18 protein-coding genes and 1 pseudogene are annotated in these 19,420 nt (G+C 34.2%); 14 read left to right on the top strand and 5 right to left on the bottom strand.

Annotated features, from left to right (window positions below; all coding sequences use genetic code 11):
- The 9 genes from J2X77_RS23550 to J2X77_RS23510 form a co-directional block, all read left to right on the top strand.
- Window positions 1-192, top strand: a 192-nt coding sequence (locus J2X77_RS23550) for a hypothetical protein (protein ID WP_310082756.1), incomplete at its 5' end; no start/stop codon positions are given.
- Between the two features lie 252 nt (window positions 193-444).
- Window positions 445-3,537 carry a hypothetical protein gene (locus tag J2X77_RS23545; protein ID WP_310082754.1) on the top strand — a complete coding sequence of 1,031 codons (3,093 nt, stop codon included), beginning with the start codon at window positions 445-447 and terminating at the stop codon, window positions 3,535-3,537.
- Window positions 3,538-3,547: 10 nt separating this feature from the next.
- Window positions 3,548-4,171: a hypothetical protein gene (locus tag J2X77_RS23540; protein WP_310082751.1), complete on the top strand. Its 624-nt coding sequence runs from the start codon at window positions 3,548-3,550 to the stop codon at window positions 4,169-4,171.
- Between the two features lies 1 nt (window position 4,172).
- A complete protein-coding gene (locus J2X77_RS23535; protein ID WP_310082749.1) occupies window positions 4,173-4,517 on the top strand; it encodes a hypothetical protein in 345 nt (114 codons plus the stop codon).
- Window positions 4,518-4,670: 153 nt separating this feature from the next.
- On the top strand, window positions 4,671-5,576 hold the full coding sequence (locus J2X77_RS23530) for a M12 family metallopeptidase (RefSeq protein WP_310082747.1): 906 nt from the start codon (window positions 4,671-4,673) through the stop codon (window positions 5,574-5,576).
- 91 nt (window positions 5,577-5,667) lie between these two features.
- Window positions 5,668-6,165 carry a Spi family protease inhibitor gene (locus J2X77_RS23525; RefSeq protein WP_310082743.1) on the top strand — a complete coding sequence of 166 codons (498 nt, stop codon included), beginning with the start codon at window positions 5,668-5,670 and terminating at the stop codon, window positions 6,163-6,165.
- A 94-nt stretch (window positions 6,166-6,259) separates the two neighbouring features.
- Window positions 6,260-6,892 carry a C10 family peptidase gene (locus J2X77_RS23520; RefSeq protein WP_310082742.1) on the top strand — a complete coding sequence of 211 codons (633 nt, stop codon included), beginning with the start codon at window positions 6,260-6,262 and terminating at the stop codon, window positions 6,890-6,892.
- Window positions 6,893-6,902: 10 nt separating this feature from the next.
- Window positions 6,903-7,340 carry a hypothetical protein gene (locus tag J2X77_RS23515; RefSeq protein WP_310082740.1) on the top strand — a complete coding sequence of 146 codons (438 nt, stop codon included), beginning with the start codon at window positions 6,903-6,905 and terminating at the stop codon, window positions 7,338-7,340.
- A gap of 50 nt (window positions 7,341-7,390) precedes the next feature.
- A complete protein-coding gene (locus J2X77_RS23510; RefSeq protein WP_310082738.1) occupies window positions 7,391-8,506 on the top strand; it encodes a clostripain-related cysteine peptidase in 1,116 nt (371 codons plus the stop codon).
- 59 nt (window positions 8,507-8,565) lie between these two features.
- Here J2X77_RS23510 and J2X77_RS23505 read toward each other — a convergent pair whose 3' ends face one another.
- Window positions 8,566-9,147 carry a hypothetical protein gene (locus J2X77_RS23505; protein WP_310082737.1) on the bottom strand — a complete coding sequence of 194 codons (582 nt, stop codon included), beginning with the start codon at window positions 9,145-9,147 and terminating at the stop codon, window positions 8,566-8,568.
- A gap of 302 nt (window positions 9,148-9,449) precedes the next feature.
- Here J2X77_RS23505 and J2X77_RS23500 point away from each other — a divergent pair, with 302 nt between their 5' ends.
- Window positions 9,450-10,706 (top strand): M12 family metallopeptidase, encoded by a 1,257-nt coding sequence (locus tag J2X77_RS23500; protein ID WP_310082735.1) that lies wholly within the window; start codon window positions 9,450-9,452, stop codon window positions 10,704-10,706.
- Between the two features lie 35 nt (window positions 10,707-10,741).
- Here the strand turns inward: J2X77_RS23500 and J2X77_RS23495 are convergent, their stop codons facing one another.
- Window positions 10,742-11,197 carry a hypothetical protein gene (locus J2X77_RS23495; protein ID WP_310082733.1) on the bottom strand — a complete coding sequence of 152 codons (456 nt, stop codon included), beginning with the start codon at window positions 11,195-11,197 and terminating at the stop codon, window positions 10,742-10,744.
- A gap of 302 nt (window positions 11,198-11,499) precedes the next feature.
- Between J2X77_RS23495 and J2X77_RS23490 the strand changes: the two are divergent.
- The 3 genes and pseudogenes from J2X77_RS23490 to J2X77_RS23480 all read left to right on the top strand — a co-directional run bounded on the left by J2X77_RS23490 (window position 11,500) and on the right by J2X77_RS23480 (window position 14,893).
- A pseudogene (locus J2X77_RS23490) lies at window positions 11,500-12,678 on the top strand (IS3 family transposase).
- A 336-nt stretch (window positions 12,679-13,014) separates the two neighbouring features.
- Complete coding sequence (locus tag J2X77_RS23485) at window positions 13,015-14,175, top strand: histidine kinase (protein WP_310082731.1); 1,161 nt, start codon at window positions 13,015-13,017, stop codon at window positions 14,173-14,175.
- A gap of 13 nt (window positions 14,176-14,188) precedes the next feature.
- Window positions 14,189-14,893, top strand: a complete 705-nt coding sequence (locus J2X77_RS23480) for a LytTR family DNA-binding domain-containing protein (protein ID WP_209578907.1) — start codon at window positions 14,189-14,191, stop codon at window positions 14,891-14,893.
- Window positions 14,894-14,900: 7 nt separating this feature from the next.
- On the opposite strand, the gene J2X77_RS23475 is transcribed toward J2X77_RS23480, so the two are convergent.
- The 3 genes from J2X77_RS23475 to J2X77_RS23465 are packed head-to-tail and all read right to left on the bottom strand — an operon-like array spanning window position 14,901 to window position 18,536.
- Entirely contained in the window at window positions 14,901-17,984 is a 3,084-nt protein-coding gene (locus J2X77_RS23475; protein WP_209578906.1) for a lantibiotic dehydratase, read from the bottom strand.
- On the bottom strand, window positions 17,977-18,363 hold the full coding sequence (locus J2X77_RS23470) for a hypothetical protein (protein ID WP_310082728.1): 387 nt from the start codon (window positions 18,361-18,363) through the stop codon (window positions 17,977-17,979). The genes J2X77_RS23475 and J2X77_RS23470 overlap by 8 nt, the downstream gene beginning before the upstream one ends.
- A gap of 23 nt (window positions 18,364-18,386) precedes the next feature.
- Window positions 18,387-18,536: a hypothetical protein gene (locus J2X77_RS23465; RefSeq protein WP_209578904.1), complete on the bottom strand. Its 150-nt coding sequence runs from the start codon at window positions 18,534-18,536 to the stop codon at window positions 18,387-18,389.
- Between the two features lie 365 nt (window positions 18,537-18,901).
- On the opposite strand from J2X77_RS23465, the gene J2X77_RS23460 reads away from it, so the two are divergent.
- A complete protein-coding gene (locus J2X77_RS23460) occupies window positions 18,902-19,192 on the top strand; it encodes a transposase (protein ID WP_209578903.1) in 291 nt (96 codons plus the stop codon).
- The last annotated feature ends 228 nt before the right edge of the window (window positions 19,193-19,420 follow it).

Raw genomic sequence — 19,420 nt, 5'->3', positions numbered from 1 at the left:
GGGCAAACATCTGTATTCTTTTTTCTTCTTTGCTCATTTAGCAAAGCTCCGCATTATACATCGCTCAGAAAATATGTACTTGGTAGGGCGGATACGCAATTACTAGTTAATGAAAAGGAGATTTCAAAAAAACAAATTGGTCATCCAATTTCTATCAAACTAGCTAAGTTGACTGAATACGGGAAACAATAAAATAAATCGTCTTTCATAGTTAGGTTTTATAATGAGCCGCCATTAGTTTATTTAATGGTGGCTTTTTTTATTATATAATGTATAATTGAGTTGTTAACCTTTTTAATAATTTAATAAATATATATGTGCTAAAAAAATGATATCGTGTAGATCGAGTGTTTCGTATGGGTCAAAATTGAATTGATCGAGATAATTTATTTTTTTGGAAAATATGATATAGCTTTTCAGAAGTTTAGCCAAATACAAAACTACATGAAAAGAAATTTGACCAAAATCCTAGCTTTTTTGCTTACGTTGATTTTCAACGTTTCTTCAATTTTTGCTCAAGGAGTTGAAGAAAATACCGATATGAGGAACTTCCTCAATAATATGTTTTCTACTCTAGATAAAACTAAAGTACCAGACGGACTATTAAGAGACTTTTCATTCGAACTTGTTGATTTGGATAAGTATTCAGGTACTCTTTTAAATAAGGATAATTTTATAGATAGGCCAACTTATGAAATGTTCCTTCGTACTATAAAATCAGCTTCAGTTTCTTCCGCTCCATTTGGAGATGTTGAAACTATCATGTTAAATCAAGGTAACGCTGGAACAAATACTACCGTTTCGTTAAGTGCCGCTGCATACCGCTATTCCTTTATAAAGGCAAATGCAAAAAATGATCAATTGATAAATTATGCAAATGGTAAGGTTTCCGATAATGTTAAAAATGGTGTTTGGCAAAATCCTTATTCCAGTGGATATGCTTTGGGTTTTGCTCCACATGATAGTATTTTTAATGCTGGATCTCTTACATATAAACTGAATTCAAATGTGTGGTTTTCAAATTTATCCTATTCAAAGATTGAGATTGACCCAGGTGATGGTGGAGGTTATAGGCAAATTACTTTAGGAGGAAGCCTAACTGCGAATTATCCATCATCGGGTAGGAAAGAGGTGAAAATGAGAGTTACACTCACAGGTGGAAATCAATTGCTATCACATTCTAATATCCAGGTACTTTTACCAACAACTGCGGCTAGCGCATTTGGCATTGGTTCAACATATTCTTATGCCACTACAAAAGTTGGTGCCGCATATAATGGAGTAAGTACATCGGCGGAAGTGTACACAATTTGTCGAGTTAATAATATAATAAAGAAACCACTTATTGTCGTGGAAGGATTTGATCCCCGTGTTCTTAGTGTTTTAGTAGAAAAGGACCCAGATACTAAATTGAAGGGTAAAGGAGTCGTTAGCGTTGAAAGTTTTATGAAAGTACTTAAACGCACCTATGAAGGTGATCGTATTCTAGATGAATATGATATAGTTTATGTTGATTTTGTAAATAGTGATGAATACATTCAAGCCAATGCAAATACACTTAAGGAGGTAATACTTTGGGTTAATCAACAAAAACAACAGAATAATAGCACCGAACCTAATATTGTTATGGGACAAAGTATGGGTGGGCTAATTGCGCGGTACGCCCTGAAAAAAATGGAGCTAGCTAATATTGCTCATAAGACCTCCATATATGTTAGCCATGATGCACCACATCTTGGAGCAAATGTCCCTTTGGGAGTTCTTTATGGTGTATATGCCATCAATTCGTTCTTAGAGAATAAATCAATCATAAATTCAATTACAAACCAGCTTGACGCGAACGACTATATACAAATGGTGAAACGTGTTATGCATAGCAATGCTGCGCGACAAATGTTAGTAAACTATGTTGACTTTGGAGGAAATTTAAATAATACTGACCATAATAATTGGCAACAAGAATTGGCGTCACTTGGTTTTCCAAACGGAGATGCTAATGGTTCTTTTAGAATGCTCTCTATCGTTAATGGTAGTTATGTGAGTAATCCCATAAATCCATATTTTGTTGATGCGAATGTAAATGCTAATTCTCCCTTGCTAGACTTCACTCCTGGACTAAATGGGATTGTCCTTGGGGTTTTATTGCAAGATATATGGGCTGGTTTATTGACAATTCTTCCCGGTAAAACAACTTTACAAGTTAAAATGCAAATGCTTCCTGGTATATCTGTCGGCACTAAAATTTCTGATTTTCAGATTAAATACGTTAAAAAATTTCTTTGGACTGTACCAATTACCCGGACAATTTTCTCTTTTCAAAGAAATATGCCAAGCGGATTACTTTTTGATACCTATCCAAGTTCGGTATATTCAATTAACAACCAAGCAAATTTGGGACAAGGTTCCGGTTCTGCGATAACTCCAATTCTAGTAAAGTATGGATATGATGTGAAAATTGCACCTAATATTCCCTTCCTTCCAGCTTCTAGTGCTCTCGCTGTGGGATTTGGCACTCAACCCCTAACTGCAGCAATGTTTACCACTAAACCAGCAAGTACAAATACCCCGTTTGGTGGGAATGTTTTTTATAATGATATGGTTTCCAATGGTCATATTGACTTTGGAATGGAAGAAGCAAGATGGTTATTAGCCCAATTAAGATATTCAATTGCAGGACCGAGGTTGGGAAAAACAGGATCTCAATATTCTGTAATTAATCCTGGGACTGCAAGCATTACATGGAGTACCTCAAATTCAAGTATTGCTACTATTAATTCGTCTGGTGTTCTTACGGTTACAGGCAAGGGAATAATTGATATTACCGCTAATGTGAGTGGTACACAACTTACCACTCGAGTTGCTGTTGGAACCCCTCGCTTTGTGCTAGCGGATGTAGTTCGAAAACCTGGTTTTTATACAATAAAAGCAAACTGTATTGATACAGAGCCGGGGTATGCCGATTTTATCATGGAGAATAAAAATATTGTTGTTTATCAATGGGGTGTTAAGAATGAAGATGGCCCTATAGAATGGTTTGATTCGCAGTCTCCAGAAGTTAAACTTGGTACTACGGAAGATAATGATAATACCACTATCTATTTAAAAGTGAGGGATGCAAATGGAAATGAGAGCGCTCCTGTTTTTGTTCGAATTACTGGATATGATGTGTGGAATCTTCTGTTTAACAGTTGGATAGTAAATAATAAAGGGGAAGTTTTTACTTCAACAGGAATCAAGGTGACGTATAATAATGCCACAATGGCAATAATAAGAAGGAATGCAACAGGAGAGTATGCTAATGCTAGGTGGAATCCATTAGCAGCCGTAATTGTCAACGATGAAGGAAGTCAAAGAGGTATCCTTTGGTCACCTAATGGATATATCAAAGATATTTTACCTCCCGAAGAACTCGAAAGGATAAAAGCATTTCCGAATAACCAAGTGCTGGTTTATAGGTTGATGTTGCTAAATTATCAGGAACAGATTATTCAAAAAACTCCATTTACGGTTGTTTATAAAGAGAATTATCCGAATTAACTTGTTAAAAATGAGACTATACAATATGTTTTTTAAATCTATAGTGGTGTTGATGAGTTTATTGACTATCGCATGTAAAAAAGAGAAACAACAAGAGGAATTGAGTTCTTCAACGTTCAAATGTGAAGTTAACGGTGTTGAATATATGGATAAAACGCCAATCTTTTCGCCTCCAGGAGCTGCACGTTTTCCTTGGTTTGGTTACTATTACCTAAATGACCGTGAAAATTATAAATATTTAATCTTTCAAACTTTCCCTAAACTGGAGAATGCAAATTCGGATGTGGCGGCTAAGTATTACAATTTAGAGATCTATTGCCCTTTGGATACTGAATTACAGGTAAACAAGGAATATCTATTTGAGGCTATCCCTGGTGAAGATTACCTTATGCCTGTCAATTATGAGATAAAGTATAGAGATAAACAAAAAGCATATTCTATTATTTCGGCAAATGGTGATTTAAATAATAATTGCTTTGGAACAGGGAAAATGGTCATTAAATCTATTGATATGGACAAAATGGAAGTTAGAGGCATACTAGAACTTATAATTCCATCGCCCATAGTATCGGACAACAAAAAGTTGCTATCGATAAAAGGTGAATTCCGAACAACACTTAACAAAAATCATTGATATGAAAAGTTTACGAAAAATCAAAACGTATTTGTTTTTAGCATTCTTGTTGGGACTTATTACCATCGGATGTAGGAAAGATATTAAATCTATCGAAATGGAGAAAACACAGTCACGTGCCGAAGTAAGGCAGGACAGTTTGGAAACTCTTTTTAAAATGCAGTCTAATGCAGATCTGATGTTATCAGATCGAATTATCTTAAAGAATTCAGTATATGTTCTGGATATATCTGAGAAGGAAGCAAGCGAACTTCACATTTCTCCAGAACTATATCATAAGTATGTGGAAGCAGTGAAGGGTATGAACTATTCAAATGATAATAATTCAACTAACAAAGTCAAATAATTAATCAAATCAATGAAAACTACCAATTATTTAAAGTTAATGTCATTGGCGTTGCTGTTCGTCTCCTGCCAGAAAAATGACATCTGAGATTCACAAACTTCTGACCAAGAGAAAAAAGCAGCATCTTATTCTGTCCTCTATACAGATCAGCAGTTGATAAACTGGAAAGAGACAGGGAATCCATTTTTGGAAAGCGAACATAAAAATTCTAAAACTACACTCATTGATAAGAATATTCCATCTCAGGGCGGTGTGTTTGAACCAATTCCAATTGGAACTAAAGCTTTTGGGGTTCATCCTTATCAGAATCGTTTCTGGTCTATGATCAGGTTAAAGGTTGGACTTACACTAGTTACACAGGCTGATTATGAGTTAAAACAAAATCTCACTGATGCTATATCCCAAATTCAGGCAGAAACCAATATCAGGTTCTATAATTCCCTTTATGATTTAGACGAAGATCCAGTTTATCATTTCAAATATCCTAATGTGCATATAAGCAAAGCCACAGGGAATAAAAAAGGATCTTCTTATATTGGTCTTCAGGGAGGAGAACAAAATATTTATTTACCTGAGGGTTCTACTGTTGCTTTTATTAAAAGAGCATTAATGAATGTTGCGGGGATGTATAATGAACAACAGAGAAATGATCGCGATACTTACGTAAACATTAATACGAATAACGTTCACCCGGATAACAGATATCATTTTGATAAAATTACTACCAATTACTATTCAATTGGATCGTTTGATTTTAATTCTATCACTTTAGCAGGATCAACAGAGTTCTCTAGTAATGGCAGTAATAGTATCTGGAAAAAAGATGGTTCTACTATAAATATTAATCAAACTCTATCAAATACTGATAGAGCTTTTATAAACTATTTCTATCTTCCTTACATTGCTAGAACCGACAATTATAGACAGTTAGACGACGTGGTGTATGATGGAAATAATGTCCAGCTTACTCCGACCCAAAGACAGCAATTACAAGATTATCTAAATAATTATGCACCTTATCCAGGTGATGCTTATATTATTACTCAGCAACCTTTTTAATAAAATTGAACAAAGTTCCTCTCTGTCAATGGGAGGAACTTTGTATTTCAAGGTATACCTCAAATAGTAATTATATCACTTTCTATTCTTAATGAAATTTAAACCAAAATTTTTAAACGTATTCAGCATAGCTGGAATATTGTTTTTTATTTCTTGTCAAAAAGAAAACGTTTCTCCTAATTTAGAAAAAGTTGGGAAACAAAATATTAGAACAATCGCTGATGCAAAGAGCATTGCACTTCAATATTATACTGGAGGTGCAAAGTCTAAGGCAAGTACAAAATCCAATACGGAAGTTAAACCGACGATTAATGAGGTACAGGCTCTGACATCAGATATGCTGAATTCTACTGGTCTATCTTATGCTAAAACCAAGAGTAGTTCCAGTGGAGATACATTATTATATTATGTTGATTTTTCCGGTGAAAAGGGAGGTATGATTGTATCGAGAAATACACAGTGTGAACCGGTACTTGCTATTTTTGATGAAGGGGACTTTTCATTCCAAAATGTACTTCAAAATACGGATAATAATTTGGGCGCACTTTCATTTATATTGTCAGCAGTAGACTATACCGCAATCTTTTAGTATTGATCAACCGGAAATACGAGATGACGGTAGTGGAGGTGGTGGCGGCGGCGGATATGTCCCTGTTACCTTAGTCGATGAAGTTCTTCCTAAGGTGCGTGTCGAATGGAGTCAATCCCAAGATCCGTTCAATAGATATACCCCTAGTAATTATCCTGCCGGATGTGTAGCAATAGCGGTTGCACAGGCCTTCACTGTAACTAGATATGTTGGTTCGTTCAATGGTGTAAATCTGAACTATAATGATCTGATTCAATTTAGGGATTTTACATTCAGAAATTTATTTCCAAGTCAAGCAGATATTTTTGGCCAGTTTGTGAGACAAATCGGGGCTGCTGTCGGTATGGATTATGATGCTTCCGGTAGTGGGGCTAAAACATCCGATGGAGTAAAATTATTCAGTAACTTTGGTTTGATGAACGTCAATACCAACAAAGCCAATATCAGAAGCACGCTAAAAAATTATTCAAATGGGATTATCATTATTAGCTCAAGGACTAAAAAGCCGTTTCTAGGAATTCCAAGAGGTGACGGACATGCATATATCTCTGATGGGTACCGATTATATTCTAATGGATCTGATCTTATTCATGTTAATTATGGCTGGGGTCCAGGGAATGGTAATTTAAATGGTTACTATCTTACTGTTCTTTCATCACCGCATTTTACAGCTGATGCACCAAGTAGCTTTCCCCATGATTGGGAATTCTATTGCATTTATAAATAAATATTAAAAAATGAAAAACACTTCGATTCTATCCTGTTTATTTATCATGGTCACTTTTGTTCTTGCAATAATTTCTTGTGAGGATAAAATAGGATATGCCCATGCCCCTGATTTTAGTTCTGGACCTTTTATCGTAAAGAAGGAAGGACTTGATTCAACATTTGTATCAAAAAATAATGTTGAATGGCAATTCTTGGATTTAACAGTTGATGGGAAACAATTAGTATTAAATGACAAGTCCATTGAAACGGAAACTAAAAAGTCTCCGGCCGGTGTCGATAATATTTACCTTATTAAGGGTGAGTGGTTTTCGATCGAAAAATTAGATAATAAAAGAATTCAGATTTCTATTGGGAGCAATGAAAAGAATGAATTAAGAACTTTGGATTTTACAATCCATAATGGCAATGGTTTTCGTAAGATTTCCATTAAACAAGAGGCTAAATAATTTAAATTAAGGAGTCGAACTAAATCGGCTCCTTTTTAATACGGTTAAACATGAGATTTATACTAAGTTCTATAATATTTGTGTTTCTTTTCTTTTCGTGTAAAAAAGATGATCCTGTTGAACCTCCAAAAATTAAATACGATCATACGATTATTGTCGTCATGGAGGCTAACAATAATTTAAGACAATACGCGCTTGATAATATTAATGATATGGAAATAGCAGCTAATTCTTTTAAAAACGCTGCTGTTTTAGTTTACCTCCGTTCAAGTAATGATAAAGCAATTCTTCTTCGAGTGAAATTTGATGAGGACTTAAAAGTAATAGCTAGTGATACAATAAAGAAGTATACCATTTCAAATAGTAGTTCACAACAATTGAATATGGCAATCAATGATAGCAAGGAATTATTCCCTGCAGAAAGTTATGGTTTAATTTTGTGGTCTCATGCGACCTCATGGGCACCACCTATTTCAAAACGGATAGAAACACGGTCCTTTGGAGAAGATCAAGGAAAACAGATGGATATTATTAATTTGAAAAATTCAATTCCATCAGGATTCGAATACATTATATTTGACGCCTGCAACATGGCAAGTATAGAAGTTCTTTGGGAATTTAAGGAAAAGACGAAATACATTATTGCATCTCCAACAGAAGTATTAGCAAGTGGCTTTCCTTATAGAAAAGTGTTACCTTATCTTGCCTATAAGGAGCCTGATTTAATAAATGTTGCACATCAGTATTTTGAACACTATAGTTCTTATACAGGTCAAATGCAATCTGCATCTGTTACATTGCTTAATACAAAAGAACTTTCTAAACTTTCAAGTTTATGTGCAGATTTATATTTAAAAAATAAGTCGGTTGGTATACCAGTAAGGACCAATGTCCAAAGATTAGATTATACGGAGGATTTTCCTGTACCAACTTTTGATTTTGTAAATTATTTGGAGGTCAATTTTCCTCTTTCGGAGCTTGGTCCAATTAAAACGCAGCTTGAGAAAACGATTATTTATAAAAACGCTACAGACCAATTTTTGGGAAAGCCAATTAAGGCTTTTTCTGGACTGACTTGTTTTATTCCAGAATCTGAGGATTTTTATTTAAACTATTATCGGACCCTTAATTGGTATAAAGATAGTGGTACTAATGTGTTATTTTAGCTCTTTAGATCTTCTCTTTGGTGGATGACCTTTTAAGAGAAGATCTAATCCAGAGATCTTTATAAAGTAAAAGTTCCCTTCAAAGATGTTCTACCTCCATTTTCATTTGGGATAGAAAAATCTATTATTCCAGAACCCTTAGTATTGCTTGGGCTGCCTCCATCATCAAAATGTGTGAACATGATGTAACCTGTTCCATAATAATAGATCTTATCATTATCAGAGTATCTAATAAATGCATTGTCAAAATCATCAAAATATATGTTTCCCTTTTCAATTTGGATTCTTTCTTTTCCAGCATTTGGCTTTATTTCATATTTCTTGTTTAAAACAACTCCTCCGTTTACAGGACAATAGATGGTAATGTCAAATCCTTTTGGATTTTCACCTTTCGTATATGGAGAAGCAGATAATGTGACGTTTTCCTTATACTGCTGATATGATTCCGTTGGTGGGGGAGTGTATCTTAGAAATGGACTATTAGGTGCACCGGGTGGGAGAATTAGAGCTCTTGCATCTACGTAAGTAATTCCATCTTTCTGTATTTCCAGTTTATTTGAACTAGGTAAAGGATTCCCGTTTTTGTCGCAAGAATATAGTACTATGGAAATGACCGCTAAAAATAATATTATCGTTCTCATAATTATAGTGTATTGATTGTCAATAATACGTTTTGAATTAGCGAAATGCTACAGTTATTAATTATTTGATTATTTATTAGTTTTTGTAAATGATTTTGTATTTCAGAAAGTATAAAAGGGGATTATTTTGTCTAGGATTTTCTTAAAGTTATATGGGTCAAAATCAAGTTGGTCGAGAAAATTTTGTGGATCGTAAATGTTTCAATATTATTATTCTGTAAAAGTACTTTGATAATCGCTTATCAATTTGGAACTTCTAAGAAGTTTTCGATGAAATTCTGGGTGAAATATCTCGGTATTAAATGTCTGATTATTTTTTAACCTTAATAAACACTATTATGATTAGGAAAACCCTTAATTTGAAAACTCTATCATTATTGATGATAGCTTTACTTTTATCTTGCAGTAAGGACAAGATAGCTGACCAACCGAAACATATTCAAGAAATAGCGAAAAAGGCTAAAGGTGAATTTATTACCCTAGAGTCTGGGGCAACGGTTGAAAAGCGTGGTGAGAATTACTTTATAGAAGGTGACATCTTACTGACACCTAGTCAATTTGAATTGATAAAAACGAATAATTCTTTTGAAGCGGTTGCCAAAGAAGATTTGGATCAACCTTATCAAAACGCGTCACCGTCATCTTCGGGTAGATTATTTAAAACAAATCCCAATACCAAAAGTGTTGGTGTTCACCCAAATGAAAATAGAATGTGGGCTATGGTAAGATATACTGTAAATTCCAATGTCAGCGCTGGAGCAAGGTTAGCCATTAGTGCCGCCATTCAACACATTGAATCAACAACAAATATAAGGTTTTACAATGCAACAGGCCAGCCTACGTATGATTCTCAATGGGGATTTTATTATCCCTACATCGAATTCTTTCATGGTACTTCTACTAATCCTAGTGCTTGGAATGCAGAAGGAAATTGGTCAACTGTTGGGAGATGGGATGCAATTAAGAATCCAGCGACACAGGGTCGGGGAGATGCTGGTCAATGGTTAAGCCTTCAGCAGGATGAATCAATGGGGCCTTTTTTGCCTCCTTTTTCAGTTCCTATGGGTGTTGTGGCGCACGAAATTATGCATGCCATTGGTTTATACCACGAGCATACTAGACCTGATCGCGACAATACCATTACTGTCCATCCTGATAGATGTAGGCTAACTGGAGATGATTATAAAACGAATTTTGATAAGCGAACAGGGAATTATTTTATGTTTGGAAGTAGTGTTGATCTAAATTCAATTATGATGTATGGTATGACCGATTTCGCTAAAGATGCTAATTTTCCTGTGATTACATTAAATGCAGGGGGGACTTATCCTGTTAATAGAACTGCGCTATCAGATTTGGATAGGTCGTATGCTAACTATTTCTATTTACCATATATAGCCAGATCAGACGTTTATAGAGAATTGGCTCCAACTGTTTATAAATCTGATAATACTGTAATGACTGCTCAAGAACGATCGAGTTTGCAAGCATATTTGAATAATGGCAATCCTAATCCTCCAAATTGTTGTAGGTTAACAAATAATCACACAAATTTATAATAAAAGAAACCCGTATTTTCCATACGGGTTTCTTTTTATCTTTTGTATTTGATACTTACCACAGGATCACTTTTTCCATTCCTAATAATCATTTCGGAGTTATTCAGAATTTCACAATTCAAGGAAACATAAGAGTTTTCCTGTCCTTTTTCATTTGGTATTTTTAAAAATAGTGAATCCTTCTTTTTAATAAATCCTTTGTATATTGATGGTGGAGTATTTATCTCAATATTTGCATTTATGCCATTATATTCATAAGCTCCAAACATAGTATCTGCATCTACTTTATAATCAGTATAAAGGCGAAGAATATTACCATTTGGAAGTTCTTTCCAATCTTCATTTCCCTTTTTTATAGCAGTTTCTTTCCATGTATATTGGTTACTATACATTGGAGGGTCTATAATAGGAGGCTCAATTTCATTTTCTTTACAAGATTCGTTAAAAATAAAAAATACTGATAAAAGAAGTAATTTGAATGAATTTCTCATTTTTTTTCTCGTTTGATTAGTAATTATTTAAACGATTTTTGTCTAAATAATGCTACACCTAAAGGCATTCTCTGTGTTTGGTAAATCTTTGATCGAGTAAAAAACTACTTTGATATAGTTCAACTCTGAGTTCGTCGAGAATATTTTAGATTGTTTTTAATAAAATATATACTTACTGCGATAACTGAACCTTTAAAAATCAAAATGAAACCAAATAGAATTGACCTCTCCCCAAAAAACTGGAGTATTTAAAAGTAGGGAATTCGGACTTGAATTACTAATTTTAAAAGGTAGGAAAAACGATGAAAAAATCAAAGTTTACCGAAGCACAGATCGCCTTTGCGATCAAACAGTCCGAGACAGGTACCCGTGTGGAAAAAGTCTGCAGAAAAATGGGTATCAGCGAAGCTACCTTCTACAACCGGAATAAGAAATACGGTGGCTTGGGGGTATCGGAGCTGCGTAAGCTCCGGCAATTGGAAGAAGAAAATGCACAGCTGAAAAAGCTCGTGGCCGATCTTAGGACAAACGGATGCTCCAGGATGTATTAAAAAAAAGTTTTAAAGCCTTCGCAGCGTAGAAGCATGGTTACCGGACTCATTTCTGATTATCGAATTTCCCTACGCAGAGCGTGCGAGATATCTCTGCTGAGCACCTCAGTTTGGTATTATAAACACCAAAGACCAGATGACAGTCCATTACGCCTTCGCATAAAAAGCATTGCTGAAACACGCGTGCGTTACGCCATAGAACGCATTGTTGTTCTATCGAAACGTGAAGGCTGGCGGGATAATCCAAAACGGATTTATCGAATTTATAAAGAAGAAGGCTTAAATCTACGGATGAAAAGGCCCAGACGCTGCCGTGCCGCTGCTCATCGATCCGAGAGACCGGTTTTTCCAATTTACATGACTGCTGGAGTATGGACTTTGTCGCTGATGCGCTGTTCGATGGCAGGAAAATCCGCTGCTTAACTATAGTGGATAACTATAGCCGTAAATGCATGGCTATTGAGGTTGGACAGGGGCTTAAAGGAAGTGACGTTGTTTCTGTTTTGGAAGAGCTCCGACTATTCCAACAGGCAATACCCAGAAAAATCCAAGTGGATAACGGATCGGAATTGCGGAGCAATCATGAACACCAAATAAAGCAAACACAGGTGAATAATTTATTTCCAAGGAGGTCGATAGATGGGCTTATGAACATCAGGTGGAATTAGTTTTCTCCAGGCAGGAAAACCAACAGATAATCCGTATATTAAGTCATTCATTGGAAGTTTTCGGGACGAGTGCCTAAATGCGCATTGGTTTCTGTCATTGGAAGATGCGAAGGAAAAAATTGAAATCTGGATGGAAGAGTACAACACCTTCAAACTCCACAGCTTTTTAGGGGATTTGACTCCTGAAATGTTTATAAAAAAAAAACAAAACAGCAGAATTTTCTACTTTAGAAGACGCCTAAATATCGGGAGAGGTCATTGATCAGTGAGGTATAGTTCTGACTAAAATTTATAACTAATCAAAATATGTTTATTAAACCTTAATGTTAAATATTCTCGTCGAACAGCAATTTGACCTTGACAAACTTTTGAAATACCACAATATTTTGAAATGTAATGATTTGATATCTCTAAGCTTACCAAAAAAGCCGAATATTTTTTTTAATTCCTTTATTTAGAGGTTGTTAGTTTTTGCGAAAATTATTCTTGTGTCATGTTATGTATCGATTATCTTTCTTTAAGATCTTTCTTTATTATATTTAGTAAATTTTTGACTACATATTGAATAAAAAGATATTAGTAAGTAAACCAATATTACATGAGAAGTGAAGTTATTTGGGGGAAATGGTATACGCCTTTCGTAAGGGTGATCGTGCATATAATTTTTTGGATGTTGGTCTTTTTTACGTATTATTTTACTTATAGAAGGCTAGGAGGGAGCTATATCTGGATTTTAGTAGCAAAAGAACTTTTTGTCACTACATCCTTGTTCTATTCCGGTATTTGGCTTATTTCAAAATGGATAGAAAAAAGAAAAGTACTTCCCCTCATAATATTTATAATCCTATCATATATCTGGTGGTTAAATATTACTTATTTTGCATGTGACTTTCTTACTGATTTTGAATTAAAGGAAGGTAGTGGCATTTATAAGTATGTGAAATTTTTTACCAGTGATGGATATTTCGGTATTTATCGACTTAAAAAATTTCCTGGTGCATTTCCTGATTTTTTAACCCTTGTATCCCTACCATTAACACCAAAATTGGTTAAGCATCTTATTGTTCAAGGCAACAAGATGCTCTTATTAGAAAAGAACCAGGCAGAACTCGAACTTGAAAAAGCAAATTTAGAATTAAAGACTACTAATCTTGAATTAGATAAAGCAAATCTGGAACGAGATAACCTTAAGATGGAACTAGAAATTCTTAAATCTCAGATCTCTCCCCATTTTTTATTTAATACGTTAAATAGCATATATAGGCTGGCTGAAAAAGGAGAACCCAGTACTCCTAATACCATAATGAAACTGTCTAATATGTTACGGTATTTGCTTTATCAGACCAATGATGATAAAATATTCATCGCAAAAGAAATTCAGTTTTTAAATGATTATCTGGACCTTATCCAGATCAGATTTGGTAATAACATAAATCTGAATTTTAATATAGAAAAGATAAAGGAACCTTATCGAATAGTCCCATTAATGTTATTGCCTTTTATCGAAAATGCCATCAAACATGGGCCAGAAAGAAGCAGAGCAGATGCATGGATTGATGTTTCATTAACAATTGATGCCGGTGTATTGAAATTCGTAGTTGCTAATGGAGTAAATAAAAGCAGTATTGAACCACCAAAAGGTGGCATTGGATTGAAAAATGTTAATAGGAGACTGGAACTTCGATATATGGATAGATATAAATTAGACATATTAGATAATTTGAATAGTTACACTGTAGTACTTGAAATTGAATTGTAATAAATCTTGAAAAATGATTAAATGTATTGTAATTGATGATGAACAACTGGCACAGGAAATACTCGTGTCTCATTTAGAGAAAATTCCCGATATAGAAATTGTGGGAGTATTTAATAATGCATTTGATGCAATGAAAGTGTTAAGATCAAAAGAAATAAATCTGGTATTCTGTGATATTCAAATGCCTGATTTGGACGGTGTTAATTTTCTTAAAAGCCTTAAAAATCCTCCTTTATTTGTATTTGTTACTGGTGATCCATCACATGCTATTGAAGGATATCAATTAAATGTCCTAGATTATATACTTAAGCCATTTGGCGTAGATCGTCTTTTGCAGACTATAGAAAAAGCCCAGGCGTACTTAAACTTGGAGAAGGAACGCAAACCGGAACTGAACTTTCTTATAATTAAAGATAGGTCAAATATTATCATTACACCTTACGATGAAGTATATTCAATCAAGGCAGATAAGGATTACGTATGGGTTGAAACATTGGAAAAAACGTACCATGTGTGGAAAAAACTAATGGAAATGGAAGAATCCTTGGTCAATGCAAAGCAGTTTATCCGAGTACACAAATCTTACATCATTAATCTAGATTATGCTAAGCAAGTTGAAGGTAATATAATAAAAATGAAGGGCAGTTTGGAAGATGTGCCAATTGGTGGTCAATATAAAGCTGAATTGTTTAAACGTTTAGGATTAACGGGAGGTTAATTGCTTTTTAACATTCAGTTCTCTTGAACTCACAATTTAAGATCTTAACAAGGAAATGGTAAATTACCATTTCCTGTTCTTTTTGTTTGGTGAAGAAAATTCTATTCAAAAGCATGTGTGTTAGAGAGCCAATTATTCTCACGTTCATCATTTGAAAATCTTTATTCTTATTGCATTTTTCTGCGACTAAAGTCATTTGGGCCTTATATTCATTGAGTATCGAGCAATAATTAGTGTTTTCTATTTTCATAAATGAAGAGATTTCATCCTTCTTTTCCCGGAAATTTTTATCCAGTTTGTACTTTAATTTTGGTACAGTGTCAAATTCCTTAAGAAAACTGTCTCTCCATAAATTAAGCAATGATATTTGTTCAGCAATTGTATAATTGAATGCTGAAAGAAGATTCTTCGTCATTCCTAATGCCAGCTTCCATCTAAGGCTTTCACCTTCACGTTTAATATAGGGTAATAATTTGGTAATCGTTTCACTCTCTAAGTGGAATATAGATTCGCAATTTTCAATGTTTGAGAAACCATAACGTTCAAGTTCCCGCTCATAAGTATCAAGAATGAACTTTGAAATGCGGCGACTTTTAATTAATGGCTCCAAGATATTGTTGATACTTTTCGAGACTATTAAAAATGTACTTTCCAATTCTCCATTTAATTGAAATCGTACGCGCAGATGCGGTTCTGGATCGGCATATCTGATATAAAACCATTTTTGAATTTTATCATGTTGCTTTAGCCCTTGAACTATCCGTTGCAATTCTTCTTGAATGATCCTATCGCTTTCTCTTTCACCACAATAAATTTTGAGATATAGCCATTCGCTTCCCGGAACAAATGTTCGCTTAATATTACTTTCGGACTGAATAGGCAGGGAAGAGGAACCTCTAGTGGAATTTCCAATAATTGGAATAATCACTTCATTGGACAATACTTCGCCGTCAGAATTAATAACTGGGCTACTAAATTCATCATAAATATTTTCGATTAGCCTTAGACCCTTATGATTCAATTCTTTTAAAAAGATCTGTTTCCCAATTTCGTTACCTAGATCAATTAAAACTTCATTGTCTCCATTGGCGATTAAAACTTTTGTAGGGAGCTGGTATTTTTTTATAAAATATTCGATTTTTTCATTAGCATCCTTAAGATTCAAAGTCCTAAATTCTATATGTGGGATATGCCATTCGGCACGGGAAAGAATAAGATGCTTATAGCATATTCTGGGAAAGAAATTTTTTCTTGTGTTTGGATGCCAATCCCAAGAAATCTTAATGGAATTTTCTTGTTGTTGAACATCACATAAAAATCTATAAATAGTCATTCCATAATGGAAGTTATGCGCGCTGCTGAGTCTAGGAAGTATACATTTATTTAGATTTTTTGACCTTAAAATTACCTTTCCGTTTACTACTTTTAAATATATATCACTTAATGGTATTGTATGATCCTTATCAACGGCAGCTTGACCAATAATAGGAATTTCATATTCGTATAAACTTGGCCTTGCAAGAATGTTTCCGGCATTGGATTTAGGATAAAATACAATCTCTGCCAGAATAGTTTCATTTAATTGGTTTTGTTCTTCTCGTGCAAGCTTTAAAAGTTTAGTCTTCAGTGTCTCATCAAGATATGAAAAACGGGTGAGCAACGGTAACGACGATGAGCCTCCACAACCTTTTAAATGAAATCTGAAATCCTTAATATCAGATTTTGTTTCTAATAGGTTTCCGAATATATATAAGCCAAGGGGTAACTTGTTTTTTTCTGAATTATTCTTTGTCCCAAATATCTCAAAGTCTTTTTCTTTCAGTTCTATTGAACCTTTACTATAATCTGGCTTTTCAGAATACTTTTCTACAATTGATTCAACAAATTCAGAATAATCGGGGATATTGTTTGTTTGACTGCCAGTTAGTCCATTTAGCAGTGGGAGTTCTCTTTCTAAAATTGAGGTTTGAGTACCATATCCAATACCTTGTTCAAAATCTAATGCCTCCATCAAGGGGATTTCCTGATCTCCATATCGTAAGTAAAATTTCTTTGTGAAAAGTTGTAGATCGTCAGCTTTTTTATTATGATTTAAATGTATTAATTCGAATATCTCGCGTATTATAATTGAAATTTCAATATCATTTAGATTGCCTTCGGTCATTTTTCTCATTGAATCCACTTGGAACAAATTTTTGGGATCTTTGTGAAATAAACTCGAAAAAGCTTCCTTGATAATACATTTCGATGAGCTGATTCCGTCTGACTCACTGTTAGCTAAAATTTCAGAAAGTTCAATAATACTATTATAAAAATTTGTTCCCTTAGATATATTAAGGGCTCTATTGAAAAAATTATCTAAGCTATCAACTGTAGTAATAGGATCAGTTTCTGGTATGAGAATTTTATGCTCGATTAGCTCAAATATGAATTTTCTAGCTTGAATTTCTGTTACCCCAAACTGTCCGATAAAATTTATTATTTGTTTGATTGTTTGCCCTTTGCTGGCATTGGAAATAACTGTTTTAATTAAAATGTTTGAGTTAATCCTAGACCAGTTAAATTTTCTATCAGAAAAATGCTCTGTATATTCGATGTATGAGAAGTTGTCACCATTATTGAAAAGCGTTGAATTTGGATAAAAGATTATATTCTCAATCGTAATTTCATCGTTTAATAACTGTTTATTTATTATTTCCTGGCTCGCATAATCCAAGCGGTATTTAGAAAGAAACTTGTTGTTTAAAACAAGTTTGGTATTTACATTTGAAATATTCCCAATAGAAATAGATGAAAACTTTCCAAATGGAGTAGGGCGGTTAGACATTCTACTGATGTATTTATATATTGACGGCAATATATTCCTAGTTTCCTGTGTAAAGGGTTTATTTAATAATGTTTCTAATAGATTGAAAAGGTCTTGACTGGCTATAGCAATTGCATCAAGCAACTGTGGATCTTTGAAAAATTCAACGATAAAATCCCAAAATTCCAATTCAGTCTTGCAATTATTCACTCTATCGAAAAAGCTAATTGGCAATCTTGGGTTTCTAATTATAAAGAAATCTGCAGGTTTAACAAGCCTATACATTAGTTACCTTAATATTTTTTAAAATTTTGTCTATACATTTATTGAAATCTTCGAAAGAAATCGGCTTCAATAGTTCATATATTTCCCCATTGGGAATTTCTCCATTATAGTGGCTTATTGGTGTAGCAGAAATTATAACAAAAATTGAGGACTCTGGAAATTTTGAATAATTGAAATCATTTTTATCTCCATAAGGTATAACTAAATCAAGGAAAATGATTGTAGGAGAATAAATTCTCAGTAGACTTTGGATTTCTGATTGCTCTATAGCAGTTCCCATAAGGATTAGATCATTCCTACGACTAATATAGTCTTGTAGCATCTCAATCGCTAATGCTTCATCTTCAATAAGTATACATGAAAAACCATTCTCCATCATGTTAAATTTCAATAAATAATCATTTATGAATAGGAAGTTGTCATTGTGACTGTACCAGTTTCATCTGTCTCGTCAAAAATTTCTTTACCTGTGCTATTTGAATAATCCGCACTTCCGATAATTTCCTTTTCGATTTTTAAAAATTGTTGAATTTCTGAATTAGATAGTTCCATAATTTTTATTGTTTAGTGGCTAATATTTTTCACTAAAATCTGCCTACTATCCACTCGGAAAAAATATTCTCGTCAAACTCGTGTTTGACCATTATGAACTACCTGTTTTACCCTATTTCTTTGTTTCATAGGTTTTAAGGGCATTTTTTTTTGTTTTTCCAGTTTGTCGAGTAATTCCATTGTTTTGGATGGGTGAAAATTGAGTTTGACGAGAAAAGTTGGTTCGTGACTCTTTATGTGTTATAATAATTGACAATGAAATGGAAGCGGATTACTTCATCACATAGAATCTTATATCCATGTAAGTGTCCCAAAAAATCCAACAGCTTAAAACTGGACATAAATATTTAGATTTAAGTAATACGATGAAAAAGACACGTTTTACAGAAACCCAGATTGTTCGAGCACTCAAAGAGGGAGAAGAAGGTCGAAAGATCGATGACATCTACCGAGAGCTTGAGATTAGCAAAGCCACCTTTTATAACTGGAAAAGCCGTTACGGTGGTATGGAAGCATCAGATGTCAAGCGCCTGAAGGAACTTGAGGAAGAAAATGCACGCTTAAAAAAGATGTTTTCCGAACTGAGTATGAACCATGATATCCTAAAAGAAGTCATCACAAAAAAAGGTTGGGGCTCCGGCAACAAAAACAGTTAACTCAGGAGATTGTCCTAGAGCACGGTTTGAGTGTAACCGGCGCCTGTAACTTGACAGGTATGTGCCGTTCACAATATTACTATGTTAGTAAGAAAGACGATAGTGCTGTTATAGCAGCATTAGATCAGCTGTCTGGATATTACGGTTTGATTTGTGCCAGTCATTTCGGTCGGATGGTGCCAGCTATTACGGTTCAAATGATGCCACTTTAGTGGTATAGTTTTAGTC

This window comes from Sphingobacterium sp. 2149, assembly GCF_031455655.1.
GTDB lineage: Bacteria > Bacteroidota > Bacteroidia > Sphingobacteriales > Sphingobacteriaceae > Sphingobacterium.
The sequence above is the reverse complement of the archived record's forward strand: the minus strand, read 5'-3'. Positions and strand labels throughout refer to the sequence as shown.

Excerpts from the sequence above, each read along its gene's own strand:
- J2X77_RS23545 (WP_310082754.1), top strand. The coding sequence starts at position 445 with ATGAAAAGAAATTTGACCAAAATCCTAGCTTTTTTGCTTACGTTGATT.
- J2X77_RS23540 (WP_310082751.1), top strand. The coding sequence starts at position 3,548 with ATGAGACTATACAATATGTTTTTTAAATCTATAGTGGTGTTGATGAGT.
- J2X77_RS23535 (WP_310082749.1), top strand. The coding sequence starts at position 4,173 with ATGAAAAGTTTACGAAAAATCAAAACGTATTTGTTTTTAGCATTCTTG.
- J2X77_RS23525 (WP_310082743.1), top strand. The coding sequence starts at position 5,668 with ATGAAATTTAAACCAAAATTTTTAAACGTATTCAGCATAGCTGGAATA.
- J2X77_RS23515 (WP_310082740.1), top strand. The coding sequence starts at position 6,903 with ATGAAAAACACTTCGATTCTATCCTGTTTATTTATCATGGTCACTTTT.
- J2X77_RS23510 (WP_310082738.1), top strand. The coding sequence starts at position 7,391 with ATGAGATTTATACTAAGTTCTATAATATTTGTGTTTCTTTTCTTTTCG.
- J2X77_RS23505 (WP_310082737.1), bottom strand. The coding sequence starts at position 9,147 with ATGAGAACGATAATATTATTTTTAGCGGTCATTTCCATAGTACTATAT.
- J2X77_RS23500 (WP_310082735.1), top strand. The coding sequence starts at position 9,450 with ATGTCTGATTATTTTTTAACCTTAATAAACACTATTATGATTAGGAAA.
- J2X77_RS23495 (WP_310082733.1), bottom strand. The coding sequence starts at position 11,197 with ATGAGAAATTCATTCAAATTACTTCTTTTATCAGTATTTTTTATTTTT.
- J2X77_RS23485 (WP_310082731.1), top strand. The coding sequence starts at position 13,015 with ATGAGAAGTGAAGTTATTTGGGGGAAATGGTATACGCCTTTCGTAAGG.
- J2X77_RS23480 (WP_209578907.1), top strand. The coding sequence starts at position 14,189 with ATGATTAAATGTATTGTAATTGATGATGAACAACTGGCACAGGAAATA.
- J2X77_RS23475 (WP_209578906.1), bottom strand. The coding sequence starts at position 17,984 with ATGTATAGGCTTGTTAAACCTGCAGATTTCTTTATAATTAGAAACCCA.
- J2X77_RS23470 (WP_310082728.1), bottom strand. The coding sequence starts at position 18,363 with ATGATGGAGAATGGTTTTTCATGTATACTTATTGAAGATGAAGCATTA.
- J2X77_RS23465 (WP_209578904.1), bottom strand. The coding sequence starts at position 18,536 with ATGGAACTATCTAATTCAGAAATTCAACAATTTTTAAAAATCGAAAAG.
- J2X77_RS23460 (WP_209578903.1), top strand. The coding sequence starts at position 18,902 with ATGAAAAAGACACGTTTTACAGAAACCCAGATTGTTCGAGCACTCAAA.